The sequence below is a fragment of the Desulfovibrio sp. 6_1_46AFAA genome (assembly GCF_000224635.1).
GTDB lineage: Bacteria > Desulfobacterota > Desulfovibrionia > Desulfovibrionales > Desulfovibrionaceae > Desulfovibrio > Desulfovibrio fairfieldensis.
The window spans coordinates 184400-207287 of record NZ_JH114305.1; the positions used below are offsets into that span (position 1 = coordinate 184400).

The following is a 22888-nucleotide window of genomic DNA, read 5'->3' on the forward strand; positions in this document are numbered from 1 at the left end:
CCTCCGCCGGAGCATGAAACCGGCGGTTCCTGTTTTACATGGACGCATTGCCCCTGTATCGCACTTTTATTGTGGAGTTGCCCATGACCCCGGAAATGCAACGTTGTGTCCGTAAATTTTATCTCAATGAAGCCCTGGATGCCGAGGTTTATACGATTCTGGCGGCAAGAACCAAATCAGAGCACAATCGCAAGATTCTGGAAACCATTGCGCATGACGAAAGAAACCACAAAGCCCTGTGGGCTTCCTTTCTGGACAGCCGCCCCAAGCTCAGCGCGTTCCGGATCTGGTTTTTTACGCTTCTGGCAAAAATTTTCGGCCTGACCTTTGTCCTCAACCTGATGGAATCAGGCGAGACCGAGGCCGTTGAAGGATACAAGGCGATTTCCGAGCAATTCCCCATTGCCCGGAAAATACTTGAGGACGAAAGCCGACATGAAGAGGAACTGGCCGCCATGATTGAAGAGGACGGCCTCAGTTATATCAGTTCCATGGTTCTGGGGCTCAATGACGCCCTGGTGGAACTGACAGGCGCTCTGGCCGGTTTCACTCTGGCGCTAAACGACAACAAAATGATCGGCCTGGCCGGTTTTATCACCGGCGTCGCCGCCACCTTGTCCATGGCGGCCTCTGAATATCTTTCCAAGAAAACGGATTCCGGCGAGAAACATCCGCTGAAAGCGGCCGTGTATACCGGCCTGGCCTACCTGTTTACCGTGGCCCTGCTGCTCGCCCCGTATATCATCTTTTCCGCGCCGCTTGTGTCCCTGGCCTTCTGCCTGCTGATCGCCGCCCTGATTATTCTGGGCTTCACCTATTTTGTTTCCGTGGTGCGCAAGTCCTCTTTTCTGCACGGATTCCGGGAAATGCTGACCATCAGCTTCAGCGTGGCCCTTATTTCCTTCCTCATCGGCTGGGGGGCCCGCGCCTGGTTGCAGATTGAGATCTGATGCCGCCCGCTTTCGCGCGATTCCCGCAAGGCAATGGCGCGGGTCCGGCGCCGCGCCCTGCAAATCCGGCGGACGCGCCTGTTAGACCATTTTGCGCTTGAAATTATCGCTTAACGGCGAAGTAAATTCGCCTTGCGATAATTTCGCGGTGCGGATTCTCACAGAAAATCCGCACCGAGCGTTGAGATATTTTCAATATCAAAACGCTCTATTGGCTCAGATTCAGGCTTTCGGCGCGCACGCGGCCCAGCAGCTCTTCCAGGTTCTCCACGGAAGTCAGGCGGAAGCCGTTTTCCACCGGACTAAGCCGCCCGAGCACCGGATAGCTTTCAGCGTTGCCCGCGTCATGCACCACAAAAGGTACCAGCCAGCCGTGGCCGTCGGGCCTGGCCTGGCCGATCCGCCGGATTTCCTTGCGGCCCGTGGAGGCGTCGGCAAAAAGCGGGGCCAGCATCCCTTGGGCGCTCCCGCCGCTGGGCGCACGTCCGGCAAAAGCCCCGGAGGACACGCCGTTGATCACAAAGGCACGGGCCTCGCTGAACAGCAGATCGCGCAGTTTGTTTCCCCCGGCGTCCCCGGAGGCGGCCTGGGAAAACATCACGGCCAGCAGGGGCGGCAGTTGATCAGCCACCTCCGGCTTTTGCACATCGCGCAGAAAAAGGGTCAGGGCCGCGCCCAGAATGGCGTCCACATCCACCAGGCGTTCAAAGGCGGCGGCATCCGCCGCGTCAATGGCTTGTCCCACCTCCACCAGGCATTGGCGCGGGTCAGCCGTATTCGCGGCCCGCGCCGGTGAGGGCGACAGCATCGAAAAGAGGCCCAGGCCCAAGAACAGGCAACAGAATATATAAGGGAGCAGGCCCAGCCTGCGGCACGAAGCAGGAATCAGCATATGCCCTCCGGCAACGGGCCTTTGAGCGCCAGGGGCAGCCCGCAACTGACAAAAATCACATGGGTGCAGGCCCTTGCCAGCGTCTGATTGGCAAGACCCAGCACATCCCGGTACAAGCGCCCCAAGGGCGTAGGCGGCACAATGCCCAGGCCGGTTTCCGCACTGACCAGGGCCACGGGCCGGGCGCGGCATCCATTTTCAGCTAGGCCGGCGGCCAGGGCCGCCACCCGCGCCTGAACCGCCTCAGGCGTCAGACCGGCGGCCAGCAGATTGGCAATCCAGAGGCTCACGCAATCCAGCAGAACCACTCCGGCCCCGCCAAAAGCGCTTCCGGCCGAGCTGCCGCCCAACACGGCCAAAGGGTCCAGAGGCTCCTCCACGCAGTGCCAGCCCTCGCCGCGCGCGGCCTGATGCCGAGCCACGCGGGCCGCCATTTCGGCATCCTCCACCCGGCAGGTCGCCAGAAAAAGACGCCGGGGAGACTGCGCCTCGGCCCAGCGCTGGGCCAGTCCGCTTTTGCCGCTGCGCGTGCCGCCCACAAAAAGAAGCAACGGCGCGTTCACCGGCCCTGGCCGCCCACCTGGACAGGCGCGGGCACGGTCAAGGACTGTGCGGGCGCGGGAGCCGGGGCCGCCGGAAGCCTTGTACCGGCCTGCGGCTGTGCATTCCGGGGCAGCGCATTTTGAGGCGCGGTATTCCGGGCCGGGGCCGCCGGGGCGGACAGAGCCGGTTGCGCGGCCGGATTGTCCCGGTTGGCGGGCGCGGCGGCACCGGCCTGAGCGCAACGCCGGGCCAGATCCCGCAGCACGGCGGCGGCGCTCTGCACCGAAGCCGGAGCCTGCGGCCCTTCCCGCAAACGCCGGTCCACCCAATAGGCCACAAACAGCAGGGAGTCGTCGTCCAGAGCCTGTCCGCCGCCCTTGCGAATGGCCGCCACCAGAGCGCGCTGCGCCGCCGCCCGCTCTTCAAGAGCGCGCCGGTAGCGGGCGCTCAAACCATCCACCCGCAGTTGCGTCGTGGCGATCTCGGGCTGGGAGGCCTTGTTTTCGCGCAACTGGTCCAGATCAAAGACCGCGGCCGTCATCTGGGAATTGATGTCCACCACGTTCTGGGAAATCTGCTCCAGGCCCTTGATCCGCTTACCCAGATCCGGCACCGAGGCCACGCCCTCCAGCGCGCCGGCCAGCATCACGAAGCGACCCGCCAGAGCCATGTGCATCTCCCGGTTCTGCTCCGGCGACAGGGATTTGGCCGCCGCCTCGCGGTCCAGAGCCGCCATGAAGCGGTCCACATAGAGCGCGTACAGGCTCTGGAGCATGGTGGGATGGAAGGCGTAGCGCAGAAGGCCCGCCCGGCCCCCTTCGACCTGCCCGGCCAGCTTGACGCCATAGCGCTGGTTGACGCTCTGCACGCTGACCGCCAGCGAACCGCCGCGCGGGCCGGGTTTGTAGCGGGAAACCAGATAGGCGGCCAGATCCTCCACAAAGTCCGGACGAACCTTGCTGTCCGCCGTGACCTTGGGAGCCACGGGCTGCACAGCCTCCTGTCCTGCCATGCCCGGCGCTCCGCCGCTTCCGGCGAGCCCGCTCTGCCCCGGCGGCAGGCTGGTGTCCACCGGCGCGGGCACCGTGCCCTGCACGTTCTGCCCGGCCAGAGTGCCCGGAGCGGTGCTCGGATTGGTCACCGCGCTCGGCGGAGGCGGCGGAGCGTCGCGCAGCAGATCGCCCACCCCGGCCAGGGGCGTGCCGCTGGTGGCATTGTCAATGACGCCGGCGGCCTGTTCCCGCCACTGATCGCGGGTGGAGGGGTCGCGGGTCAGCCAGAAAGCCGCGCCGCCCACGGCCAGCACCGCCACCAGGGCCAGCAGCCCGGCTTTGCGCCCCGCGCCCTTGCCGGGACGGGGTTTGGGGAGGTTCATGATGTCGGGAACCTCGGGCGTTTTCTTTTCCAATTTCATGCAGATCTCCTCATGACCATTTCCAGGTAAAAACTGCGCCCATGCCGTTTTTACCTGTCGGCTGGAGCGCGAACGCAGTCGCGCCTTCCAATGGCAGATAAAACGTACTTGAATTTTTATCTGAAATTGGAAGCACGGGGCGCGGCCCGCCGCTTCCGGCAGCGCTTTTTCCCTGTTTTCATGGTATCATTGCTTTTTTCGGGTGTGAATACTTTTTCTAGACATTGTCTTGAAGCTCCGGCCGCATGAAATATCTAATTTCAGATATTGCGGAAAATGCATTCTCCCGCCCGGCCTCTGTCCGGCCCGGCAACCGAGGTTTTCGGCAAAAACCGGCGACGCCCCTCAGGGAGGGCCCGTCCGGCCGCGCCGGACAAGACTTTTCTTTTTACTCCCGGTCCCGCTTTGTATTGACGCACGGACGCCATATGGTTACTTGAGAGGCAATACCATCACGCATCCGCGCGATGGCCGGGTGTTTTTTTTCGGGTGTCTCATTCATTTTTGCATACAGAGGGAGTTATGCCAAACTACGTCTATTTTCTTCTGGCTGTGGCCGCGCTGATTGTCGGCTACATCATCTACGGGGGCATTGTCACCAGAGTCTTCGGCGTGCAGCCGAGCCGCGCCACCCCGGCCCAGACCCATGCCGACGGCGTGGACTACGTGGAAATGCCGGTCTGGAAAGTCTGGCTGGTCCAGTTGCTGAACATCGCGGGCGTGGGCCCGGTGTTCGGCCCCATTCTGGGCGCGCTGTGGGGCCCTTCGGCCCTGCTCTGGATCGTGATCGGCACCATCTTCGCCGGCGCGGTGCATGACTATATGTCGGGCATGCTTTCCATCCGTTACGGCGGGGCCAACGTGCCCACCTTCGTGGGCTACAACCTGGGCAGCGCCGCCAAACAGATCATGCGCGTCTTCGCCGTGGTACTGCTCATCCTGGTGGGCGTGGTCTTCGTGGCCGCCCCGGCCGCCCTGCTGGCCAAGCTGACGCCCTCCGCCCTGAACCTCACCTTCTGGGTCTGTGTGATCTTCGCCTATTACTTCCTGGCGACCATTATGCCCATCGACAAGATCATCGGCCGCTTCTACCCCATTTTCGGGGCCATCCTGATCTTCATGGCCGTGGGCATCACCGTGATGATGTTCGTCAGCGGCACGGAATTCTACAATTCCGCCCAGTGGGCCAACCAGAATCCCAAGGGCCTGCCCATCTTCCCGCTGGTGTTCATCACCATTGCCTGCGGCGCGCTGTCCGGCTTCCATGCCACCCAGTCTCCGCTCATGGCCCGCTGCATGGCCAATGAAAAGCTGGGCAAGCCCGTGTTTTACGGCAGCATGGTGGCCGAAGGCTTTATCGGCCTGGTCTGGGCTACCGTGGGCATGAGCTTCTACCACGGCCCCGAAGCCCTGGCCGCTGCCTTGGCCGCCGGTGGTCCCGGCAACGTGGTGACGGAATCCTCCTTCGCCCTGATGGGCACCGTGGGCGGCATCCTGGCCATTCTGGGCGTGGTGGTGCTGCCCATCACCTCGGGCGACACGGCCTTCCGCGCCGCGCGTCTGACCATCGCCGAAACCTTTAACTATTCCCAGAAGGCCATTTCCCCGCGCCTGCTCATCGCCGTGCCCATGTTCGTGATCGGCATTATCCTGTCGCAGGTGGACTTCAACATCATCTGGCGCTACTTCGGCTGGGCCAACCAGTCCCTGGCGACAATCGTGCTCTGGGCCGGGGCGGCCTACCTTGTCCGTCGTGACCGCTGCCACTGGATCTGCACCATACCCGCCGTGTTCATGACCGCGGTCTGCGTCTCGTATATCTGCTTTGAGCCTTCCATGGGCTTCGGCATGGGCATCGACATCTCCAACATCATCGGCGTGGCCGCCGCCATCGTGGCTTTTGTGGCCTTTATGGTGCTGGGTCGCCGCACGGTGGACGGCGCGCCTGAAAACGTCTAGAGCAGATCAACGTTGAAATGCCCCGGGGGCTGTTTCCACATCAAGGATTTTCGTTCTCTGCCGCGAAGGGACTTATTCAAACCCGACCTTCGCACGGGGCAAACCGGACGCAGACAGAGGGCGAAAGGGCAATTTAGAAACAGCTCCCGGCGGTCCAGCCGCGTATTGCGCGCCCGTCCGGCGCGGGCTATAAAGGTTCCTCCGGACAGGACGCGTTGATCAACTGATGACAAACTCCGCTTACGCGGTGTTTGCTCCGCCATCGGCTCGTTTTCAAAAAAACTTGCCGGGCGGTAAGGCGCAAAAATCAAGGGAAATGCCCGGCACGGCCGGGCACCCTTCGGGCAACTAACCGCACGGCAAAGCCGTGGCCTGCTCCTGATTTTTGGTCGCGTTGACGCTGTCAACGCTCTCCGGGCAGGGCGTCACAGCCCTGCCCTTTTTTTCAGCGCCGGAAACGGCGCAATCACATCTGCAACCCGAAACGGGAGTGCGTATGCCGACCCCCCCTAATATTCTGACCATTGCCGGTTCCGACTCCGGCGGCGGCGCGGGTATCCAGGCCGACCTGAAAACCATCATGGCCCTGGGCGGCTACGGCATGAGCGTCATCACCGCCCTGACGGCCCAGAACGGCCTGGGCGTCACGGGCATCCAGGCGCCGGAGCCCGAATTCGTGGCTCTGGAACTCGAAACCGTGCTGGCAGGCTTTCCCGTGGCCGCGGCCAAAACCGGCATGCTGTTTTCCGCGGGCATCATCCGCGCCATCAGCCCCATTCTGCGCCGCCGCGCCTTTCCCCTGGTGGTGGACCCCGTGTCCGTAAGCCAGAGCGGCAGCCGCCTGTTGCAGGAGGACGCGGTGACGGCTCTGAAAGAAGAAATCCTGCCCGGCTGCGATCTGCTCACGCCCAACCGGCCCGAGGCCGAAATGTTGACCGGCCTCAGCATCGCCGACGTGGAGGACGCCTTCGCGGCGGGCGAAAAGCTGCTCCACATGGGGGCCAGGGCCGTGCTGATCAAGGGCGGCCACATGGACAGCTCCATTGTGGTCACGGATTGCCTCTGTCTGCCCGGCGAAGCGCCCAAGGCTCTGCCCCAGGCCAAGGTGGAGACCGCCAACAACCACGGCACGGGTTGCACGCTTTCAGCGGCCATCGCCACGGGCCTGGGCAAGGGCCTGCCCCTGCGGGTGGCCGTGACCAAGGCCCAGGAATTTCTCAATCTCGCTCTGCGCAAAAGCTACAGCCCCGGCAAAGGCTGCGGCCCGGTCAATCACGCGGCGGCCCTGAACGTCTGACCGGAAGCTGCCGCAAGACGGCAGCTCCGCCTTTTGGCCCGCAGTTTGCAATTCCCTTTGGCGGTTCAGGACAGGCGTCAAAAACAAGGCGGAGTTTGCATGCCGTTTCGCTTCAAAATGCAGAAGGTGCTTGACTACCGGGAGCAGTTGGAAGAAGAGGCCAAAGTGCGCCTGGCCACGGCGCAGCGCCGCTTCCAAGAGGCCCGGGAACGCCTGGACGCGCTCCAGGCCGAACTCCGGGGCGCCCAGGACCGCCTCTGCAACGAAGCTCTTATGGAAGCCGGTGAGCGCTGGCTGCTGGAGCAATACGTCAAGGGCCTGCGCGGCGACGTGGCCGCAGCCTCCCTCCAGGCGCGCATGCTGGCCCAGATGGTGGAGGAAGCCAGAAATCTGCTGGCGGCCCGCGCCATAGACAAAAAACTGCTGGAAAAACTCAAGGAACGGCAGAAACACTACCATGCCCGCGAAGAACAGTTGAAGGAGCAACGCTTCAATGACGAAATCGCGACCCTCCGCTACAAGGCTCCGTCTTTCTAGGCTCTTTCGCTGGCTGGCGGTGCTTTGCTTTATCAAACTTGCCATTCTGGGCATGCTCATGCTGGACGTGCCCCTGCCCGCCTGGCTCGGCGGCGTGCCGAATGACACGGCGCGGCTGGATACTCAAAAAACCACGCGGGAAACCGTGCCTGAGGCTGGCCCCGTCGCCTCGGTCAGCCCGGCGGCCACGGCATCGCGCGACCCGGATTCCCGGGAAAATCTGCGAAAAAGCGCCCCGGCGGCCGCATCCTCCGGACAAGACCTTCAAACAGACCCGCTGCCCGGCGGCGACATGCCTCAGGGTTCCGCCGCCGCGCAACTGGCCGCCGCCGCGAAGCCGCGTCGGCACGCGCAGCAGGCGGGCACGGAATCCGCGCTTCCCGCACCGCTGGTGACGGCCAAAGTCCGCAGCGTCCCTGACGCGGACAGTGCCGCCTTCACGCCGCCCAGCCTGCCCGCTCCCGCGCCTCTCGGCGCTCCCGTGGCCGAGGCCGGCACTCCGGCTCCGGCCGAAAATCCCGTATCCCTGCTGGCCGCAGCACCGGCCAGACAACCCGGCCACGACGACGGCCTTCTGGACATACTGGACCTGAAAAGCCTGCCCATTCCGGGACTCGGCAGCGTTCAGGCCGCGCACGCCGCCGCGCTGGACATGCCCGTGCCCCAGGCCCCGGCCGCGTCGTCCCCCTTTGCCCCGGCGGAACAGACCGCGCCCATGGCCATGCCCGGCGCGCCCGACATTCCGGCCGATATTCCGCGAGGCCAGGGAACCGACGGAGCCCCCCTGCCTCCGCGCGGCGCCGGAGCGTCCTCGGCCCTGCCCTCGCTGCCGCAAAACGGACAGCCCGCCACCCTGCCGCCGCCCGCGCCCCGCGTGACGCCCACCGCTCCCCCCGGCGATCCCAACGATAAAGCCCAGGACCTGGCCCGCCAGCAGCAGGATATCCTCATGCTCCGGCAGCAGATGGACCAGCGCCTGAAAGATTTGCAGGACGCCGAACAGAAGATGAAGGACATGATCCGCGAGGCCAAAGGCCTGGAAGACAAAAAAATCCGCAATCTGATCCAGATGTATGCCAACATGAAGCCCCGGACGGCGGCCAAGGCGCTGGAAAGCATGGACGAGCGCGTGGCCATTCGGATTCTCTCGGGCATGGCTCCCAAGCAGTCCGGTGAAATCCTGACCTATACCAATCCGGTCAAGACCGCCAAGTTCACGGAACTGATCACCCGCATGAGGCTGCCGGACTGATGCGCCTGAAACTGCTGCTGGCCTATCTGGGCACCGGCTACAGCGGCTGGCAGATCCAGGAAAAGCCGTCGCCGCCGCCCACTATTCAGGGCGAGCTGGAAGCCGCCCTGCGCGTGCTGGCCGGCGCGCCGGTGCGGGTGCACGGTTCAGGCCGCACCGACGCGGGCGTGCACGCCCACGGCCAGGTAGCCCATTGCGATGTCCCCGACGCCAAGGCCGGGTTGCGCTGGCAGCGCAGCCTCAATGCCCTGCTGCCGCCGGAAATCCGCATACTGGCGGCCGAGCCCGCGGCGGCGGATTTTCACGCCCGCAAGGATGCCCTGCGCAAAACTTACGTGTACCAGTTCTGGCAGGAACGCGCCTTTGTGCCGCCGCAACTGGCCCCCTTTTTCTGGAACTGCGGCCCGCTGGATGTGGAAGCCATGCGCGCGGCCCTGCCCCATCTGCTGGGCGAGCACGATTTCGCCGGGCTGCAAAACGCGGGCACGGACATGGAAAGCACCACGCGCACCGTTTTCCGGGCGGAACTGGACATCCCGCCGCCCTGCGAATTCTATCCTCCGCACGCGCCCGGGCTGCGCCTGACCGTCACGGCCAACGGCTTTCTCAAGCAGATGGTACGCAATATGGCCGGGTTGCTGGCGGCCTGCGGGCAGGGAAAAATCCGGCCTGAAAACGTGCCGGACCTGCTGGCGGCCCGCGACCGCCGGGCCGTGCCCTCGGCCACGGCCCCGGCCGGGGGGCTGGCGCTGGCCAGCGTGGAATATGCCTGAAACATAAAAAGCCGTCGGTAATCGACGGCTTTTTAACATTGGCGCCTTGCTGCGCACTGAGGATTTTTCTCCTCTGCCCGCGCCGGACTGAGGAGAAGTTGTTAAATCATATCGCTGTTGGGCTGCTGCTCCCGCTCCCTGAATTTCTGCTGGAGCATGAGCGGCAGGGAATCCGGGTCCGCCGGGTCGTATTCAAACATGACGGCCGTACCGAAGCAGGAGAAATATTTGCTGCCGTCAGGATGAAAGGCCACATTTTCATTATAGCCCACAATGGCCTGGGCCCCTTTGTTCATGGCCCGGCACGCCATGCCGAAAAAGGCCTCTTCCGAGTCATAGCCCCGGCAGCAGACCAGGCCCAGCACCTTGGCGATGCGGCGGCCCTCCACCTGATGGGTGGTCACCACGGGAAAACGTCCGGCCAGAAAGACGTCACGCACGCGCGCGGTGGCGTCGGACGCCCGCGTCTGTTTCTCAGCCTTGCGGGCTTTTTTGTCATTGCCTCCCAGCAAAAAAAACATGCTGACCTCCGAACTTGGCGAAATCGGCGCACTTGGCGCTCTTGAATTGCCGGACCTGGCCGGACACGCAAAACTTTTCCGTTCTCCTTTTTGCAAACAGCTTGCCAAGCATGTTTTTATCTTAATTATTCATAGGTTGGATATAAAAAATCCCGACAACTGTCAGCGTCTTGACGGTTGCCGGGATGAGCTACTCCGCTTTCCGGAGAAGGGAAGCCGGAGCTTTGCAAAAATATTTTGCGCTACGACTGATTGGCCGCCCGCGCAAAGGCGTTATACGCCTCGCGGCTGCGACCGACGATACTATTCAGATCGCGCCGCAACGGGCTGTAAAAGCCTTCGGAGAGACCGCGCGCGAGTCCCTGGGGAAAGAGCGCGGCTTCCTTGAGAAAGGCCCGGTAAACCCATTCCAGTTCCGGCGAAGCCGGGAAAGGCGGCCGCCCGGCAAGGGCAATGGCGGATTCCAGCTCCTGACGCAATTGCTCCAGGGCTTCCTTATCCGGCTTTTCCGGGCCGAGCAATCCGGCAGCCTTGCGGAAAAGGGAAAAAATCTTTTCAGCCGCCACAATCTGCCGTTGAAGCGGATGGTCGCGCAGCAGCACGTCCTCGGCCTGCGCGGCCCGGGCCTCCACAACTTCCAGATAACTGTCGCGGGCGGCCATAAAGGTCGCATGGGCCGCGCCCAGGCTTGCCGCCAGCTTTTTCCCCTGGGCTCCGTCGTCCCGGATGCTGTCGTCGCGCACGTATTTTTCCAGGGCCTTGTAATCCGCCAACATGGCGTCCAGGGACTTGTCCATGTCCGTGACCCATTGAGCCAGATGCGCTTCCACCTCAGCCGAAAAAAGCCCCTTGGCGGGCGCGAGGCCTTTGGCCGCTTCGCCGCGCGCGCCGCGTACGGCGGGCCGGGGCGCGAGCCGCCAGTTTTCCAGATAGGCGCGCACATTGGTCAGCAACGCGTCGGGCTGGCCGTACCAGCCGCTGGCCAGCACTCCGGCGGCGGTATTGTAAAAGGCCACCATCCTGTCGGCCTGCTTCTTTTCCTCAGGCGTGGCCGGAGGCCGGGATACGGGCGCGGGGACAACGGAGGGAGCGGAAGCGGCAGCCCCCGGCGAAGACGGCACGGCGTCAGGTGAGGCGGGCGCGCTTTGTCCGGCGGCCCTGCCGCTTTTCTGGTCGTCGTCGGAACCGCAAGCCGCCAGAGCAAAGACCAGGCACAGGCAGCAGAACAAAAATAGTGCTTTTTTCATGGGAATAAACCGGGTTGTGCCTCTGTGCCGGGGCTCCAGCGGAGAGGCGGGAATGCGTACAACAAAGCAAGGAAAAATGGCTCTAATCAGTGCTTCCGCAGCCCAGAGCATTTCAACTTTGAAATGCTCTAACGCCGAACGCGCTGAGGTGCGCCGCGAAGACCGACCCGACGGGCGGCCCGTAGGGCCGTGCCTGTAGCCCAAAGGGCGTACAGGCATCGAGAGCAACGCGGCGTGGATTCCGGAAAAGCGACCGAAGGCAGCCCGAAGGGCTGTCCCCGTTGGCGACAACGGAGCCATACGGGGATCGACAGCAGCGATAACCGCGCTTTTTCCGGAATGCCCCCTTTGAAGCGCAAAGCGTTTCAAAGGTAATCTATTCTAGGGGCTGATTGCAAAAATTTCGAGCATAGCCATGCTCTCAATTTTCGCAGGATCATCAGCGAAAAACCGCGTTTTTCACTGACCCACGGAGGCTACGCCCCGCAAAACCCTACAGGTTTTGGATGTCTAATTTTTCAAATCAGACTCTGGCCCTGATCCAGTCATTGAGCCCGGTGAGATCCTCGCCCCAGGGGAAGGGGCCGCCCTTGAGCTCCTGCCCTACCCCGTAGAACAAGGTGCCCACCTGTTCCGCCGCGTCGCGGTCCGTCACGGCGTCGCCCACCATCAGGGCGTTTTCGGACTCCACCCCGGCGCTGCGCACGATTTCGGCCAGCAATTGGGCCTTGGCGGGCGGCGAACCGTGAATATCGGTAAAATAGCCTTCCAGCCGCCGTTCGTGCAGCACCAGGCGCAGTTCCTCTTCCGGCGCGCCGGAGCAGACATAGAGCGGCAATCTGCCGTGCCAGCTTTCCAGCACGTCCCGCACGCCGGGAATCAGCGGGCAGCGACGCACTTCGTCCAGGGCATACTCCGCGAAGCGGCGGCCCCATTGGGTGGATTCCTCTTGGCTGATCTCGCGGCCCAGCACTTCGCGAAAGAACCACTCGAACTTCTTGTAGCGGCTGACCCCGCCGTGCACCGTATGGTACATGACGAAGCGGTCCCGCGCTTCCGGGCCGAAAGGCTCGGCCAGCCGGGCGAAGGCCCGCGTCTTGACCGGCACGCTGTCCAGAATCACTCCGTCGCAGTCAAAAACCAGACATTGCAAAGGCATAAGTTTTCCTCAAAAAATAATGTCACGTATTGTCCCGGTTGCAACGGCGCATGCGAGAGCATTTCAAGTGTCAAACGCTCCGGGGCTGTTTCTAAATTGAGGAGTTTTTCCTTTCCAGCGAGGAAAACAAGCTTTTTGCGAAAGGAGTATACTCTCAATGGTACGCGACTGGAGCAAAAAGCGCAGGTTGACGAAGCTGGAAGGCAAAAGAACCAATTTAGGACAGCCCCTAGCCCCGGCGGCCGATAACCTTGGCCGGCACCCCGGCCACAATGGAAAAAGGAGCCACATTGCGCGTCACCACCGCGCCCGCGCCGACCACGGCCCCGCGCCCGATGCGCACATCGGGCGTGATCACGCAGTTGGCCCCGATCCAGACATCGTCTTCAATAATCACTTGGCCCGGCTGATGGCCCTGGTGCATAATGGGCAGATCCTGCCGCGCGAAGCGGTGATTGGCCGCGCGGATCACCGTGCCCGGCCCGATGGCCGTCTGCGCGCCGATCTCGATGCGGCCGTTGTCGGCCCCCAGATGGGCGCAGGGCGACACGGCCACATTCTCGCCCAGCGTCAGGCTGCCGCCCCCGGCGGTCACGAAACAGCCCCGCCCCAGGCGCACGCCCCGGCCCAGACGCATATTGCGGCACCCGGCCAAGGTCAGGCCCGTGCCGAAACGCACCGAGCCGCAGGCCGCGAACAGCCAGCGCCAGGCCAGCAGGCGCAGGGCCAGGCCCAGAGGCGTGGGCACCCAGGCAAAAAGCGCGATCCAGAACTCTTCCAGGGCGGCCCCCAGGCGGGATTGGGCCGACGGCTTGTCTACATGGCCCGGGCCGCCTGGGCCGCACGCCCCACAGGAGCCGCAAGAACCGGAAGCCCCGGAGGAATCGGAAGAGCCCGGCGCGCCCGGAGGCGTGGCGGGCGAAGCGGGCCGCGCCATTTACTTGCTATACTCCCGCATCAGGTCGTCGCCCTCCATGAGCCGGGCCACGCGCGCCAGGTCCTCGGGCGTGTCCACGCTCCAGGTGCGGCAGTCCGTGGGCACCATGCGCACTTTTTCCCCGTATTCCAAAATACGCATCATATCCACGGATTCGTAGATTTCCAGCGGGCTTTCCTCCATTTCATTGAAGCGGAGCAGATAATCGCGCCGGAAGGGAATAATGCAGACCTGTTTGCGCATGGGCACCTTATCCGAGCCTTTTTTACGGGACGGAATGGGCTCGCGCGAGAAATACAGGGCGTTATTGAAGCGGTCCACCACCACCTTGACCTCGTTGGGGTCCTCGAATTCTTCCAGGGTGTCCATCTCGGCCATGAGATTGACCACATTGATGGACGGATCGTCCAGCATGGGCTGCACGGCGGCGTCGATCATCTCCGGCCGGACCATGGGCTCGTCGCCCTGGACCATGACCACGATGTCGGCCTTCTTGCCCGTGGCCTCTTCGATCTTGAGCAGGGCCTCGGCGGTGCGCGTGGAGCAGCGCACATGGTGGTCGCCGGTCATCACGCATTTGAGGCCCGCATTCTTGCAGTAATCCTCTATGATGCTGTCGCAGGTGGCCACATAGGTATCGGACAGCACCTTGCTCATGGCCGTGCGGAAGGTCACATGGCCCACCATAGGCACATTGTGGATCAGGGCCAGCGGCTTGCCGGGATAGCGGCTGGAACCCATGCGCGCCGGGATGATGGCGATGATGTTCATTGATTCCTTCTCCTTGGAAAAGATGGCGATGTTATGTACGCGGCTACAGACGCCGCAGCAGATCTTCCAGTTTTTTCCGCGCCGCGCTTTCGGCGGCCAGCCGCTCCCGCAGGGAGTTCAGGGCCTGTTCACTTTTGCCGATGGTATCAAAGAGCCCCCGCAAAAGATAGAAGGCCCCACCCTCGCCGTAGGCCGCGTTGTCCACCGGCCCGGCATAGGGGCTGCCGCCCAGGCGCAGCCAGCGGGCGTAATCCCTCTGCCATTCGGGGAAGCAGGCGGCCGTGAGCCCGTCGTTCCAGAGCTTGTACGCGCCGAAAGCATGCACCACAGGCGCATACACGGCCGCCGGATTGCGCGGATGGCAGTTGAAGCGCCGGGGCAGTTCGGCCAGTTCGCCGGGCCGCTCGATGCGCATCCACTGGGCCAAGGCATTGAGAGCCGCCTGATCCGGATAGCGCAGCTTGGGACCATGGGCTTGCAGAAAATCCAGACAGCGTCGCTCCAGCGCCTCCGGATCGCGCAGGCCGCGCCGCCAGACCATGACGCCGGTATTCAGATTGGGCGCGTCGCCGTCCACACCGGGCACGGGCTCATAAAAATTGACAGCCGCCCCGCAGGTGCGGCCCTCGCCGGTGAATTCAGGATCTTCCACGGCCAGAGCCAGCGGGCCGTGGCTGAAGACATCCCCCACGTCGTCCTGCACCACCAGATCGGTATCCAGCCAGAGCACGCTTTCATAGTCGGCCAGCAGGCGGAAACAGGCGAATTTGGCCAGGGAGAGCGGGGAAAGAAGGCGCACGGCCTCGGGTCGAAGACCATCACAGGCCACGGCAAACGGCTCGCAACGCGCGCCCAGGCCTTCCAGCAGGGCCCGGTCCGACGGGCGCAGGCCGTCGTCGTGAAAGACGAGAATGTCCGCGCCCAGATCCGGATTGTGCCGCCGCAGGGCCAGCAGCAATGTCCCTGCCGCAAAGGCCCAGTCGCCGGTGACGCCCAACGTCACCAGACGGGAGGACTTGCGGGCAGGCGCGCGACCAGGCTCGCAAAAAGGCCGGGCGTCGCCGCCCGCCAAGGCGTCAGGCGCCGTCTCAGTCATCCGTGGGGACCAGATATCCCCCTTCGGCCTGCAATTCCGTGTGCAGTTCCCTGTGCTCATCTTCCATGACCCGCAAAATGCCCTGCCCCAGGTCCACTGTCAGCGGCGGCACCAGCTTGCGGCCCACCTTGGGCATGAAAGCATAGGGCGTGACCTGGTAATGGCCGCTGTTGGGATCGTTCTGATAGTTGATGGTCAGCTCCTTGCCGAGCATTTCGCCGATCATCTTGAACAGATCCCCGACCCGCATGGGCTGGTTGCCGGAAATGATGATGTTCTGATTCTCGAATTCCGGGGCCAGCACCGCCAGGGTGGCCGTGGAGGCGTCGTCCACGTGCACGTATTCGCGCAGGGCCGTGGGCGCGCCGTAATAGGTGATCGCGCCCGTGGTCAGGGCTTCGTAGACAAAGCGGTGGATGGCGTTGCGCCTGTCCGCGCGCGGGCCGTAGAGCGAGCCGTAGCGCAGTATGGTATACGGCAACTTGTGCATGGCCTGGTAGTTCTCGATATAAATCTCGCAGGCCTGCTTGCTGCAACGGTAAAAGCCGCCGGATTTGCCGTAGACATAGAGGGAAGAGGCGAAGACGTAACGCCTGACCCGCTCCCTGCGGCAGGCCTCAAGGATCATGACGTTGCCCAGGACGTTGATCCGCGCCGTGTCCACCGGGCGGTTGTTGGCCTCGCCGATGTCCGCGATGCCCGCGTAGTTGAAGACCATGTCCGCGCCTTCCACGCCCCGGCGCACAGTTTCTTCGTCCAGGATATTGCCGGTCAGCATGGTCTGGTCCGGACGCAGCCAAGGCGAGGGATGCAAATCCACAATGGTCACCGCGTGCCCGGCCTCGGAGAGCTTGTCGCAGATATGCGAGCCCAGAAAGCCGGAACCGCCGAAAACAGTTATTTTCACAGCTAGTTCTCCACGCCGGGGCGTTCGGCCCCTTGCCATAAAAATACCGAATCAATGCCGTAGGCGATGAAACGACTGCCCGCCGCCACCTGCCGGGCCAGTTCCGCCGGGTCCGGCTGCACGATATGCAGGCCCATGCGCGCCTTGTGCTTGCGGCAGGCCGCCTGAATGCGCGCCATGGCCGCCTGGAAGTCCGGATGGTCGAATTGCGCGGTCAGGCCCATGCTGCCCGAAAGGTCGTAGGGCCCCACCATGATGGCGTCCAGGCGGGGATGGGTCAGAATGGCGTCCAGATTGTCCACGGCCCGGATGTGCTCGATCTGGGCCACCAAGAACAGCCCCGGCGCGCGTTCTTGCCGGTAGTTCTCAAAATCCTTGCCGAAGACGTTGGCCCGGCAATAGCCCACGCCGCGATATTCCGCGGCGGTTTCGCCCGCCTTGCGCCAACTGTCCTGACCGGGATACACGGACCAGTCAATGGCCCGGTCGAGCTGTTCCCGGCTTTCGATCATGGGAAAGATCAGGCCCTGGGCCCCGGCTTCCAGCGCGGACTTGATCTGGCTTTTTGCAGCCTCGGGCAGGCGGGCGAAGGGCGCGGCCCCGCCGCACTCAATGGCCCGGAAGATATCCGGCAGGCCGGTGCGGCCGAAGGAGCCGTGTTCCATGTCCACGGCCACCCAGTCGTATCCGGCGCGCGCCATGAGCTCGGCCACGTCCGTGGAGGGCAGTTGCAGCCAGGTGCCCACGGTGGGCTTGTCGCGGGCCAGCAGGGCGCGGATGTCATGTACTGTCATATGAAAACGGCTTGCCGCCGGGGGTTGGGGTTGCGGGACGATGCAGCATAGCGCTTGGCCGTCCGGGGCGCAATATCTCCGCCGGGGGCATGCAGGGCAATCAAATGAATAGGATGAGCATTTTTTGTGTCCGGAGTGAAAAAGAAAAACACTCTTGCCCCAGCCTTCCTGTACCTTTGCAATTATTTTACAAAATCCGCCTCTTCCGCGCGGGCGGCGATATCGGCGCGTTTTTGCTGCTCACGTACTTGAGTAGCGCACCTCACGGTGGAAAAGATCGCGCGGCACAGACGGAAAGGCCGTAACCAGATCGTGAAGGCCCAGAGGCCCAGCCCGCAGAAATGACACCCCCGAAGCGGCTGCCGCAGTTCGCCCTAAAGCCAGGACCAAGGGCTCCCTTCTCCCGGTAACGAGAGCGCCCCCACTTGCGAAAAGTGGGGGCGCTCTCTAACTATGGGGGCATATTTATTATCAGGCCCCCTACTCTTTCCATTTTGAAAGACGCTGTAAAATAAAATCCATCTGCTGGAATTTTAGTCTTTCCTCATCCGAAGCCTTCTTCAAAAATCTAATCAGTTCTTTAGTCGATTCTTGTCTTATTTCACGCGGAGAACCATCATCAATTTGTACTACCAGAGAAATAGGCAATCCTACCCCTTTATATATATCGAAAATTCGATAATAAGAAGGATTTTCGCGTCCATGTTCAATGTTAGATATTGTATTTGCCGGCACGCCGGATAATCGCGATAGTTCAGCAAGCGTCAAATCGGCCTGCTCCCGAAAACGTTTTATACGCTCTCCAATACGTAACAACTCCTCTGATTCTTTATAACTATTTTTAGCCATCGAACTTACACTAAAATGTTAGGGTTACTCTTTCTCTTTCCATGAATTGATTCTTTTGGAAGATAAAAACAAGTTGATTCAGTTTCTGGCGTTCTGCATCTGTCAATTCATTGATCAAGACTAATCGCTCTTTCGTGGATTCAATATATCCCGCATCATCATGTCCTCGTGTTGAACGAAAGCTGTGATAGGCAGACCTAATCCAGCGGAAAAACCACATAACGTATCGTATCGAGGGTTTCCATTTCCCCGCTCAATCTCAGCAAGTGTAGTGCACATCAGCCATCCCGGCGAGTTGGGCGATAGTAAGCCCTGCACGCTATCTGTATATCCGTAGTTGCTTTCTAATCAGAATACACCGGCTTATATGCTTTTATAATTGATTTATATTATGTTTATAGCACAAAAAATCGTCAATGCAATCAGTTTATTACATAAAAATAAACATGATATAATTGTATATACTGCTATATTATAGATAGCAAAATTCAATAAATTTAAATAAACATTTATACAAGTAGAAAACATAGCTAAAAAAAATTCAACAAACAATATAAAAAATATATGCATAAATTGACTATAAAACCTTCGGGCATAACTAGTTGCATTATTTAAAAAGACTCCTTTCCCATCCCCAATGACAACACAACTAATTGAAATAAAAAATATTCAAAAAATGCAGATAGAATTGGGGAGGGGTCATCGGTTAACCTGCCCCTATCCGTGGACCTCGGTGGACCTCGGCGTCAGGGCTATCCGGCCGGCGTTTTTTCATGATCGCCGCCGCGCGGCCCCGCCAAAGCCCGTCCTTCTTTCCCTTTGCCCGCAAAGCGGCTATGCTGGCCGGGAACACGTTTATCCGCGCAATTGGCGCCATCGGCCCCAGGAGAAGCCCATGTCTTTCAAACGCAATGTCTATCTGAAAACCCTGCCCCTGCCCGAGGCAGTGGCCAAAGTGCTGAACGCCCTGGCCCGATCCACAGCGCGGGGTGACGCCCGCGCGCCCGCGCCGGGCAAAACGCTCTGCCCGGCCCAGGAGGCCGTGGGCCGAATGCTGTACGAGGCCGTGCACGCCCGCTACTCATCACCCAACTGCCATGCGGCGGCCATGGACGGCTACGCCGTGCGCGCGGCCGACACCTTTGCGGCGCGCGAGGGCGAGCCCGTGTTGCTGCGCGAGGGCGAAAGCTGTTTCGCGGTCAATACCGGCCATCCCCTGCCCGCGGACTGCGACGCCGTGATCATGATCGAGCACGTGGCCGTGGACGGCAAGGGCGGAGTGAGCATCGAGGCCCCGGCCTTTCCCTGGCAGCATGTGCGGCGCATCGGCGAGGACATTGTGGCCACGGAACTGCTCTTCCCGCGCAACCACCAGATCCGGCCCTGCGACGTAGGGGCCCTGCTCTCCGGCGGCATCTGGGAGGTGCCGGTATGGGAGCGGGTGCTGGTGCGCATCATCCCCACCGGCGACGAGGTGCTGGATTTCGAACAACGGCCCGATCCGGGCCGGGGGCAGGTGGTGGAATCCAACTCCCAGGTTCTGGCGGCCCTGGCCCGCGAGCTGGGCTGCCGGGTGGAGCGCGTCAAACCCGTGCCGGACCAGCCTGAGCAATTGCGCGCGGCCCTGCGGGACAGCCTGGACGCGGGCGCGCATGTAGTCATCTTCTGCGCCGGTTCCTCGGCGGGCAGCAAGGACTACACCCGCTCGATCCTGGAAAACGAAGGGGAAATTCTGGTCCACGGCATCGCGGCCATGCCCGGCAAGCCCTCGCTGGCGGCCATCTGCCGGGGGCGGCCCGTGTTCGGCGCGCCGGGCTATCCGGTGAGCAGCCTGATCTGCTTTGAGGAACTGATCACCCCGGCCATCTGCCTGCTGGCCCACCGGTCCCTGCCCGCGCGGCCCGAAATCGAAGTGGAGCTGACCCGCAGCCTGCCTTCGCGCCTGGGCCTGGAGGAATTCGTGCATCTGGCCGTGGGCCGGGTGGGGGAAAAGGCTGTGGGCATCCCGCTCAACCGGGGCGCGGGCAACATCAGCACCGTGACGCGCGCCCAGGCGGTCATGCGCATCCCGGCTGAGGCCGAGGGCGCGGCCGAAGGCAGCTTGGTGCGGGCGCGGCTTTCCGTGCCGCCCGCCCGGCTCTATGACAATCTGATCTGCGTGGGCAGCCACGACAACGTGCTGGACCTCCTGGCCGATGAACTCATGGGCCTGCCGCACGCCTTCCGCCTGATTTCCGCGCACGTGGGCAGCATGGGCGGCATCACGGCCCTGAAAAAGAATGTCTGCCATATGGCGGGCATGCATCTGCTGGAAGAAGACACCGGCGACTTCAATTTCGCCTTTCTGCACAAATATTATCCCGAAGGCAGAATCATCCTGCTCAATCTGGCCATCCGCCAGCAGGGCCTGATCGTCCCGGCGGGCAACCCCAAAGGCATTCAGGGCGTGGAGGATCTCAAGGGCCGGGGCCTGCGCTACATCAACCGCCAGCGCGGCGCGGGCACGCGCATTCTCTTTGACTGGCATCTGCGGCGCGCGGGCCTCAAGCCGGCCGACGTGGACGGCTACGCCAAGGAGGAAAGCACCCATATGGCCGTGGCCGTCAACGTGCTGACCGGCGCGGCGGACTGCGGCATGGGCATTTTCGCGGCGGCGCGGGCTTTGGGCCTGGATTTCGTGCCCCTGGCGCGCGAGCGCTATGATCTGGCTGTTCCCGAACGCTTCTGGGAAGACCCGCGCATTCTGGCCGTGCGCGACATGCTGCTGGCCGATGCCTTCAAAACCCGCCTGGAAAATCTGGGCGGCTATGAAACCCGGCTCACCGGCCGGATCATGCGGCCCGGCGTCCGATTGGGGGAATAGAACGTTATGCGCCTGGGCGGCGAGCAATGTTCAGGCGGCCCACATCACCCGGCCACCCCATGTTCCCATTATTCCACTGTTCCGCTGTAAAACCGCAGCGGTTTGCCGCGACGGCATAAAGGGCCACGGGCTCGAAGTTACACGCATATATCAGGAGGACATACCATGAAAGTCGGCATTATTCGTTGCCAGCAGACAGAGGATTACTGCCCCGGAACCACGGACTTCGTCACGGCCGCCAAAGGCAAGGGCTCGTTTGAAGCTCTGGGGGCCTGCGAGGTGGTGGGCTTCATTTCCTGCGGGGGCTGTCCCGGCAAGCGCGCCGTGTTGCGCGCCCAGATGCTCCGCGACCGGGGCGCCGAGGCCGTGGCCCTGGCCTCCTGTATCACCAAGGGCAACCCCATCGGCTTTCCCTGTCCCAACCGGGACATGATGCTGGCGGCCATCCGCCGCAAACTGGGAGACGATTTCCCGGTGCTGGAATACACCCATTAGAGCAAAATACCTTTGAAAAGGCGGCTGCGAAAACTGGCACCTTCTCAAAGGTAATCCGCTCCAAGGCGGATCGCCTTGCTTCAGATGAAAGCGGGAGCGGCGGCCGTATCGCATGTCCGGACGCCGCTCCCTCTTTTTTATCCGTCTGGGAAACCCGCTCAGGCCTTTTGCCAGGAAAATACCAGGGGCTCTCTCCGCTCCGACGGCGGCAGCTTTCCTTTGCTGTAGCCCAGGCTCATGGGGCAGACCAGGGAGTAGGACCCCGGCACGTTGTGAGCCCGCTTGAATTCGGGCGTATCCAGAACATGCTCGCCGAAGCCCAGCCAGCAGGAGCCGATGCCCATGCTGTGCGCGGCAAGCATAATATTGGCCGCGCACAGAGTGCAGTCGTAGACATACCAGTGGGACGCCGTATCGCCGTAAATAAGCAACAAGGTGTCGGCATGGTTGAACACGCTGTAGGAAGGTTTGTCCAGCCACTCCCTGTATTGCTCAAAATAGGGGTAGGCGTCGAGATTTTCCAGAAGCCAGGCCCTGGCCGTTTCGGAAAGGAAGCGGATTTCCTCCCTGTCCTGAATGACCGCGAAACCCCACGGCTGCTCGTTGGAACCCGTGGCCGCCTTGACGCCCAGCGTCAGAAGTTCGCGCAGGGTCTCCTCCTCAATATGCCTGTCCGTATATGTGCGTATGCTGCGTCGTGTTCTGATGCATTCCAGAATGTTCATATTGTTTCTCCTTACGAATAAAATGACACGCTCCAAGCATACCTCCACTCCGCACCAAAGACAAAGGGGCGCGCCGCCGTGCGACGCGCCCCCTCAGACGAAAAAACGCTGCCCCGCGCCTTACTTGGACACGGCCAGGATGACGTGCATGGCCTTGACGATGGCCGTGACTTTTTTGCCCGGAGCCAGCTGGAGCTTGTCCACGCTGCCCATGGTCACGATGGAGGTGATGCCCGCGCCGCCGGGCAGGTCCACCAGCACTTCGGCATTGACCGCGCCGGGAGTGACCTTGGCCACCGTGCCGTTGAACTGGTTGCGGGTGGAGAGCAGATAGTCCTCGGCGTCGTTCATCAGCAGGACAAAGCTGGCCTTGATCAGGGCCATGGCTTCCACGCCGGGCTTGAGGCCCAGCTTTTCGGTGCTGGCCTGGGTGATGGAAGCCACAATGGTTTGGCCGCCCTCGACGCTCAGTTCCACTTCATCATTGACCGCGCCGGAACGGACCGCAACAACTTTGCCGTGAAAAACATTTCTTGCGCTGGTTTTCATACTCTTTCTCCTTGCTGCGGCGCGAAGTCCGCATCTATGGCGACGGTTTTCCGCCGCCGCAATGTCATTATTGAATACCTGATTATATAAACGCTTTCAGATCAAAGGTCCAGCCTGTCACGCTTTCCGGTGCCCATCCCGCCTTGTCGCGGGGTAATTCCACTCCCCGCGCGCCGTCAACTCTCTGAACCCCTTTAAAATCACGTTTTCAACAAAAAGCGTGATCATTCTCACGCTTTTGCCTCCGCCGATCCTTAATCGACGGCCCCCAGATATTTTTTTAGAAAAAATATCCCGGGCATGCAAAAAGGCGGAGGGGGAGCTCCGCCTTTTGCCATCCGGATGGAGGCCGGATGTT

General features: G+C 62.0%; 22 protein-coding genes. 8 read left to right on the top strand and 14 right to left on the bottom strand.

What is annotated here, in order from left to right:
• Positions 1-38: 38 nt before the first annotated feature.
• Positions 39-950 carry a VIT1/CCC1 transporter family protein gene (locus HMPREF1022_RS15650; protein ID WP_232221626.1) on the top strand — a complete coding sequence of 304 codons (912 nt, stop codon included), beginning with the start codon at positions 39-41 and terminating at the stop codon, positions 948-950.
• A 208-nt stretch (positions 951-1158) separates the two neighbouring features.
• On the opposite strand, the gene HMPREF1022_RS15655 is transcribed toward HMPREF1022_RS15650, so the two are convergent.
• Genes HMPREF1022_RS15655 through HMPREF1022_RS15665 form a run of 3 tightly spaced genes read right to left on the bottom strand, consistent with a single transcriptional unit; the run spans position 1159 to position 3799 of the window.
• Positions 1159-1842, bottom strand: a complete 684-nt coding sequence (locus tag HMPREF1022_RS15655; RefSeq protein WP_009303914.1) for a hypothetical protein — start codon at positions 1840-1842, stop codon at positions 1159-1161.
• Positions 1836-2405 carry a bifunctional adenosylcobinamide kinase/adenosylcobinamide-phosphate guanylyltransferase gene (locus HMPREF1022_RS15660; RefSeq protein ID WP_009303915.1) on the bottom strand — a complete coding sequence of 190 codons (570 nt, stop codon included), beginning with the start codon at positions 2403-2405 and terminating at the stop codon, positions 1836-1838. The genes HMPREF1022_RS15655 and HMPREF1022_RS15660 overlap by 7 nt, the downstream gene beginning before the upstream one ends.
• A complete protein-coding gene (locus HMPREF1022_RS15665) occupies positions 2402-3799 on the bottom strand; it encodes a hypothetical protein (RefSeq protein WP_009303916.1) in 1398 nt (465 codons plus the stop codon). The genes HMPREF1022_RS15660 and HMPREF1022_RS15665 overlap by 4 nt, the downstream gene beginning before the upstream one ends.
• A gap of 522 nt (positions 3800-4321) precedes the next feature.
• Between HMPREF1022_RS15665 and HMPREF1022_RS15670 the strand changes: the two genes are divergently transcribed.
• The 5 genes from HMPREF1022_RS15670 to truA all read left to right on the top strand — a co-directional run bounded on the left by HMPREF1022_RS15670 (position 4322) and on the right by truA (position 9617).
• Entirely contained in the window at positions 4322-5758 is a 1437-nt protein-coding gene (locus tag HMPREF1022_RS15670; RefSeq protein WP_008686184.1) for a carbon starvation CstA family protein, read from the top strand.
• A 496-nt stretch (positions 5759-6254) separates the two neighbouring features.
• The gene (gene thiD, locus HMPREF1022_RS15675; RefSeq protein WP_009303917.1) at positions 6255-7055 is read left to right on the top strand and encodes a bifunctional hydroxymethylpyrimidine kinase/phosphomethylpyrimidine kinase; all 801 of its coding nucleotides are present in this window, start codon (positions 6255-6257) and stop codon (positions 7053-7055) included.
• A 99-nt stretch (positions 7056-7154) separates the two neighbouring features.
• Positions 7155-7592, top strand: a complete 438-nt coding sequence (gene fliJ, locus HMPREF1022_RS15680; RefSeq protein ID WP_008686187.1) for a flagellar export protein FliJ — start codon at positions 7155-7157, stop codon at positions 7590-7592.
• A complete protein-coding gene (locus tag HMPREF1022_RS15685) occupies positions 7549-8844 on the top strand; it encodes a hypothetical protein (protein ID WP_009303918.1) in 1296 nt (431 codons plus the stop codon). The genes fliJ and HMPREF1022_RS15685 overlap by 44 nt, the downstream gene beginning before the upstream one ends.
• Entirely contained in the window at positions 8844-9617 is a 774-nt protein-coding gene (truA, locus tag HMPREF1022_RS15690; RefSeq protein ID WP_009303919.1) for a tRNA pseudouridine(38-40) synthase TruA, read from the top strand. The genes HMPREF1022_RS15685 and truA overlap by 1 nt, the downstream gene beginning before the upstream one ends.
• A 101-nt stretch (positions 9618-9718) precedes the next feature.
• Here the strand turns inward: truA and HMPREF1022_RS15695 are convergent, their stop codons facing one another.
• The 9 genes from HMPREF1022_RS15695 to HMPREF1022_RS17720 all read right to left on the bottom strand — a co-directional run bounded on the left by HMPREF1022_RS15695 (position 9719) and on the right by HMPREF1022_RS17720 (position 17898).
• Positions 9719-10138 carry a hypothetical protein gene (locus HMPREF1022_RS15695; RefSeq protein ID WP_008686197.1) on the bottom strand — a complete coding sequence of 140 codons (420 nt, stop codon included), beginning with the start codon at positions 10136-10138 and terminating at the stop codon, positions 9719-9721.
• A 242-nt stretch (positions 10139-10380) separates the two neighbouring features.
• Positions 10381-11385, bottom strand: coding sequence for a hypothetical protein (locus HMPREF1022_RS15700; RefSeq protein WP_008686198.1), 1005 nt, complete (start codon positions 11383-11385; stop codon positions 10381-10383).
• 523 nt (positions 11386-11908) lie between these two features.
• On the bottom strand, positions 11909-12544 hold the full coding sequence (locus HMPREF1022_RS15705; protein ID WP_008686199.1) for an HAD family hydrolase: 636 nt from the start codon (positions 12542-12544) through the stop codon (positions 11909-11911).
• A 229-nt stretch (positions 12545-12773) separates the two neighbouring features.
• Entirely contained in the window at positions 12774-13481 is a 708-nt protein-coding gene (locus HMPREF1022_RS15710) for an acyltransferase (RefSeq protein WP_008686200.1), read from the bottom strand.
• Positions 13482-14252 (bottom strand): 3-deoxy-manno-octulosonate cytidylyltransferase, encoded by a 771-nt coding sequence (locus HMPREF1022_RS15715; RefSeq protein ID WP_008686201.1) that lies wholly within the window; start codon positions 14250-14252, stop codon positions 13482-13484.
• A 43-nt stretch (positions 14253-14295) separates the two neighbouring features.
• Positions 14296-15348 carry a glycosyltransferase family 8 protein gene (locus HMPREF1022_RS15720; RefSeq protein WP_009303920.1) on the bottom strand — a complete coding sequence of 351 codons (1053 nt, stop codon included), beginning with the start codon at positions 15346-15348 and terminating at the stop codon, positions 14296-14298.
• Positions 15341-16255: an NAD-dependent epimerase/dehydratase family protein gene (locus tag HMPREF1022_RS15725; RefSeq protein ID WP_008686203.1), complete on the bottom strand. Its 915-nt coding sequence runs from the start codon at positions 16253-16255 to the stop codon at positions 15341-15343. Before HMPREF1022_RS15725 ends, HMPREF1022_RS15720 begins: the two co-directional genes overlap by 8 nt.
• A gap of 2 nt (positions 16256-16257) precedes the next feature.
• The gene (locus HMPREF1022_RS15730; protein WP_008686204.1) at positions 16258-17049 is read right to left on the bottom strand and encodes an HpcH/HpaI aldolase family protein; all 792 of its coding nucleotides are present in this window, start codon (positions 17047-17049) and stop codon (positions 16258-16260) included.
• 480 nt (positions 17050-17529) lie between these two features.
• Positions 17530-17898 carry a helix-turn-helix domain-containing protein gene (locus tag HMPREF1022_RS17720; RefSeq protein ID WP_008686205.1) on the bottom strand — a complete coding sequence of 123 codons (369 nt, stop codon included), beginning with the start codon at positions 17896-17898 and terminating at the stop codon, positions 17530-17532.
• An 895-nt stretch (positions 17899-18793) separates the two neighbouring features.
• On the opposite strand from HMPREF1022_RS17720, the gene HMPREF1022_RS15735 reads away from it, so the two are divergent.
• Together HMPREF1022_RS15735 and HMPREF1022_RS15740 are read left to right on the top strand one after the other, a co-directional pair.
• Positions 18794-20761 carry a molybdopterin biosynthesis protein gene (locus HMPREF1022_RS15735; RefSeq protein WP_009303921.1) on the top strand — a complete coding sequence of 656 codons (1968 nt, stop codon included), beginning with the start codon at positions 18794-18796 and terminating at the stop codon, positions 20759-20761.
• A 165-nt stretch (positions 20762-20926) separates the two neighbouring features.
• A complete protein-coding gene (locus HMPREF1022_RS15740; RefSeq protein ID WP_008686207.1) occupies positions 20927-21256 on the top strand; it encodes a CGGC domain-containing protein in 330 nt (109 codons plus the stop codon).
• A gap of 158 nt (positions 21257-21414) precedes the next feature.
• Here HMPREF1022_RS15740 and HMPREF1022_RS15745 read toward each other — a convergent pair whose 3' ends face one another.
• Both HMPREF1022_RS15745 and HMPREF1022_RS15750 read right to left on the bottom strand, forming a co-directional pair.
• Positions 21415-21981: a nitroreductase family protein gene (locus HMPREF1022_RS15745; protein WP_008686208.1), complete on the bottom strand. Its 567-nt coding sequence runs from the start codon at positions 21979-21981 to the stop codon at positions 21415-21417.
• 120 nt (positions 21982-22101) lie between these two features.
• Positions 22102-22530, bottom strand: coding sequence for a TOBE domain-containing protein (locus HMPREF1022_RS15750; RefSeq protein WP_008686209.1), 429 nt, complete (start codon positions 22528-22530; stop codon positions 22102-22104).
• Positions 22531-22888: the final 358 nt, after the last annotated feature.

Bases quoted from the DNA above. Each gene is read 5' to 3' on its own strand.
- HMPREF1022_RS15650 (WP_232221626.1), top strand. From the start codon at position 39: ATGGACGCATTGCCCCTGTATCGCACTTTTATTGTGGAGTTGCCCATG.
- HMPREF1022_RS15665 (WP_009303916.1), bottom strand. From the start codon at position 3,799: ATGAAATTGGAAAAGAAAACGCCCGAGGTTCCCGACATCATGAACCTC.
- HMPREF1022_RS15685 (WP_009303918.1), top strand. From the start codon at position 7,549: ATGACGAAATCGCGACCCTCCGCTACAAGGCTCCGTCTTTCTAGGCTC.
- HMPREF1022_RS15700 (WP_008686198.1), bottom strand. From the start codon at position 11,385: ATGAAAAAAGCACTATTTTTGTTCTGCTGCCTGTGCCTGGTCTTTGCT.
- truA (WP_009303919.1), top strand. From the start codon at position 8,844: ATGCGCCTGAAACTGCTGCTGGCCTATCTGGGCACCGGCTACAGCGGC.
- HMPREF1022_RS15715 (WP_008686201.1), bottom strand. From the start codon at position 14,252: ATGAACATCATCGCCATCATCCCGGCGCGCATGGGTTCCAGCCGCTAT.
- HMPREF1022_RS15695 (WP_008686197.1), bottom strand. From the start codon at position 10,138: ATGTTTTTTTTGCTGGGAGGCAATGACAAAAAAGCCCGCAAGGCTGAG.
- HMPREF1022_RS15740 (WP_008686207.1), top strand. From the start codon at position 20,927: ATGAAAGTCGGCATTATTCGTTGCCAGCAGACAGAGGATTACTGCCCC.
- HMPREF1022_RS15730 (WP_008686204.1), bottom strand. From the start codon at position 17,049: ATGACAGTACATGACATCCGCGCCCTGCTGGCCCGCGACAAGCCCACC.
- HMPREF1022_RS15750 (WP_008686209.1), bottom strand. From the start codon at position 22,530: ATGAAAACCAGCGCAAGAAATGTTTTTCACGGCAAAGTTGTTGCGGTC.
- HMPREF1022_RS15745 (WP_008686208.1), bottom strand. From the start codon at position 21,981: ATGAACATTCTGGAATGCATCAGAACACGACGCAGCATACGCACATAT.
- thiD (WP_009303917.1), top strand. From the start codon at position 6,255: ATGCCGACCCCCCCTAATATTCTGACCATTGCCGGTTCCGACTCCGGC.
- HMPREF1022_RS15735 (WP_009303921.1), top strand. From the start codon at position 18,794: ATGTCTTTCAAACGCAATGTCTATCTGAAAACCCTGCCCCTGCCCGAG.
- HMPREF1022_RS15710 (WP_008686200.1), bottom strand. From the start codon at position 13,481: ATGGCGCGGCCCGCTTCGCCCGCCACGCCTCCGGGCGCGCCGGGCTCT.
- fliJ (WP_008686187.1), top strand. From the start codon at position 7,155: ATGCCGTTTCGCTTCAAAATGCAGAAGGTGCTTGACTACCGGGAGCAG.
- HMPREF1022_RS15655 (WP_009303914.1), bottom strand. From the start codon at position 1,842: ATGCTGATTCCTGCTTCGTGCCGCAGGCTGGGCCTGCTCCCTTATATA.
- HMPREF1022_RS15705 (WP_008686199.1), bottom strand. From the start codon at position 12,544: ATGCCTTTGCAATGTCTGGTTTTTGACTGCGACGGAGTGATTCTGGAC.
- HMPREF1022_RS15670 (WP_008686184.1), top strand. From the start codon at position 4,322: ATGCCAAACTACGTCTATTTTCTTCTGGCTGTGGCCGCGCTGATTGTC.
- HMPREF1022_RS15720 (WP_009303920.1), bottom strand. From the start codon at position 15,348: ATGACTGAGACGGCGCCTGACGCCTTGGCGGGCGGCGACGCCCGGCCT.
- HMPREF1022_RS17720 (WP_008686205.1), bottom strand. From the start codon at position 17,898: ATGGCTAAAAATAGTTATAAAGAATCAGAGGAGTTGTTACGTATTGGA.